This is a genomic window from Flavobacterium sp., from assembly GCF_043773265.1.
Lineage (GTDB): Bacteria > Bacteroidota > Bacteroidia > Flavobacteriales > Flavobacteriaceae > Flavobacterium.
In genome coordinates this window covers 1-2,541 of the sequence record NZ_JAYVFH010000111.1, presented here as the reverse complement: position 1 = coordinate 2,541, position 2,541 = coordinate 1, and the positions used below count along the sequence as shown (strand labels likewise).

Genomic DNA, 2,541 nt, shown 5'->3' with positions numbered 1-2,541 from the left:
TCAACCGCATACCTTTGCTATGTTCCCATCCTGGAGGATTCTGTAGGAGCTGGTCGTGTAGGACTTGCCGCTGCAAATATACAATCTTTTTATTTTTTTGCAAGAAATTAACATCATAAATAATACATTTGTCATTATAAAAAGAAACAATTTACAATGAAAAAGTATAACCTGTTAACATTCATTTTATTAGCAATTTTATTAAACAGCTGTAGTGGAACAAAAGAAGATTTTTTTACTATAAATGAGGATAAATTAAAAGCACAATACACATTTGATGACAAACTATCGCTTGAAATTTTGAACATTAAAAATCAAAAAATTGATAGTGTTGTATACAATTTAAACAATAAAAAAGCTGGAGTTGCAAAAGGAAATGATAAGTTTTTATTCAATTTAAAAGATTCTAAACTTGGTTATCAAAATGTAATTGCATCAATTTATTATGATGGAGAAACAGAAACAGATTCTACTAGAATTGAGTTGGTTTCTAATGTTGAACCACAATTGCTTTCTTATACAATTGTAAATACCTATCCTCACGATAATACTGCTTATACACAAGGATTAGAATTTTATAATGGAATTCTTTATGAAGGAACAGGACAAAGAGGTAAATCAAGCTTTAGGAAAACTGATTATAAAACTGGTAAAGTTGATTTGAAAATAGATTTAGATGCAAAATATTTTGGTGAAGGAATAACTTTTTTAAATGATAAAATTTATCAATTAACTTGGGAAGAATCTACCGCATTTGTATATGATGCCAATACTTTGAAGAAAATAAAAGAATTACAATATACTAAAAAAATTGAAGGTTGGGGATTAACAAATGATGGCAATTATTTATACCAATCTGATGGAACTGAAAAAATTTACAAATTAGATTCTGAAAATTTAAACGTAATTGATTATATAAATGTTTACGCTTCGTCAACAAAAGTTAAAGAACTAAATGAACTTGAATGGATTGACGGAAAAATTTACAGTAATGTTTATCAAAAAAATGTAATTGTAGTTATCAATCCAAATAATGGAGTTGTTGAAGCTATACTTGACTTATCAAAGTTAGATAAACTTATTACTAAACTTCCAGAAACTGATGTTTTAAATGGTATTGCTTACAATTCTTTAACAAAAACATTTTTTGTAACAGGAAAAAATTGGGATAAGATGTTTGAAATAAAAATAAACTAATTTTTATTTTTAAAAAAAAGAGAAGAAATTATTTCTTCTCTTTTTTATTAAAATTTTTTTTACTTTTTCTTCTTTTTAGCATCAAGATATTCCATTTTTGAAACATCATAAACCCATTTGTTTTCCTGAGTTTTATTTTTCTGAATAATTGTGCCATCAGGATTTAAAAAGAATTCAAAACCTTCTCTTCTCATTTTTTCTTGAGTTTCTGATGCATTTTTAAGTCTATCTAGAAAAACTTTTTCAACAATATGATTTGTCAATTGAGTATTATAAAAAACTTGCTTTTTAGTTGCAATATCATAAACATTAGAATATATAGTTGTTATATCTTCTGTTTTTAAATCGGTTTTAGTTTGATATTTTTCAGTCCAAGAAAGCATATATAGTGTTGCTCCGCTTGCTTTAAACGAAACTAACTTACAATCTGTGGGAGTAAATTTTGCATCAGCAGCTTTTACGATTATTGCATCCTTTGGTTTTCCGTTTTCGTTTATTGTTAATTGAAAACTTCCACTTTTTACTTCGACAACTAAATTATCTACTTTTGCAAGTACTGGTGATGCTATTACAGCTTTTGTTGTTTTCTTTTTTTGAGAAAAACTACTAACACTATAAATCGATATTAATAAAATTAATATTATCTTTTTCATATTTTTTTTTGTTTAATAAGCGGCCAATATACAAATTTATTTAAACTGAAAATGTTAAATAAAAAAACCGAGCAATTGCTTACTCGGTTTCTATTGATCATAAAGTCTTAATTCTTAATACTAAAATCTTAATACTTATTTAACTTCTTCAAATTCTACATCTTGTGTATTATCTCCTTGAGCATCAGCTTGTGGTTGAGCATCTTGTGCTTGTCCAGCTTCGCCTTGAGCATACATAGCTTCTGTAGCAGTTTTCCAAGCAGCGTTTACATTGTCTAAACCTTTTTGGATAGCTTCAACATCTTGCGATTGGTGTGCCATTCTTAATTCAGTTAATGCATATTCAATACCTGTTTTGTGCTCGTCAGAAATTTTATCTGCCAATTCTTTCAACTGAGATTCAGTTTGAAAAATCAAACTATCAGCTTCGTTAATTTTTTCAGCTCTTTCTCTTGCAATTTTATCTGCTCCAGCATTTGCCTCAGCATCTTTTTTCATTTTCTCGATTTCGTCTGCTGTTAAACCAGATGAAGCTTCGATACGGATATCGTGAGATTTTCCAGTTCCTTTATCAGTTGCAGAAACTTTGATGATACCATTAGCATCAATATCAAAAGTTACTTCAATTTGAGGAACTCCTCTTGGTGCTGGTGGAATACCATCTAAGTTGAAACGACCGATAGTTTTATTA

At 28.4% G+C, this 2,541-nt stretch carries 3 protein-coding genes; 1 reads left to right on the top strand and 2 read right to left on the bottom strand.

Translation table 11 applies throughout. The annotated features are described in order from the left end of the window. The first annotated feature begins 156 nt into the window (after nt 1–156). Entirely contained in the window at nt 157–1,197 is a 1,041-nt protein-coding gene (locus ACH2BO_RS05855) for a glutaminyl-peptide cyclotransferase (protein WP_395043819.1), read from the top strand. 59 nt (nt 1,198–1,256) lie between these two features. Here ACH2BO_RS05855 and ACH2BO_RS05850 read toward each other — a convergent pair whose 3' ends face one another. Both ACH2BO_RS05850 and ACH2BO_RS05845 read right to left on the bottom strand, forming a co-directional pair. Continuing rightward, entirely contained in the window at nt 1,257–1,850 is a 594-nt protein-coding gene (locus ACH2BO_RS05850; protein ID WP_395043818.1) for a hypothetical protein, read from the bottom strand. A 135-nt stretch (nt 1,851–1,985) separates the two neighbouring features. Further along, nucleotides 1,986–2,541 (bottom strand): Hsp70 family protein (locus ACH2BO_RS05845; protein ID WP_395043817.1); only part of this gene is annotated, 556 nt, incomplete at its 5' end.

Bases quoted from the DNA above. Each gene is read 5' to 3' on its own strand.
- ACH2BO_RS05855 (WP_395043819.1), top strand. From the start codon at position 157: ATGAAAAAGTATAACCTGTTAACATTCATTTTATTAGCAATTTTATTA.
- ACH2BO_RS05850 (WP_395043818.1), bottom strand. From the start codon at position 1,850: ATGAAAAAGATAATATTAATTTTATTAATATCGATTTATAGTGTTAGT.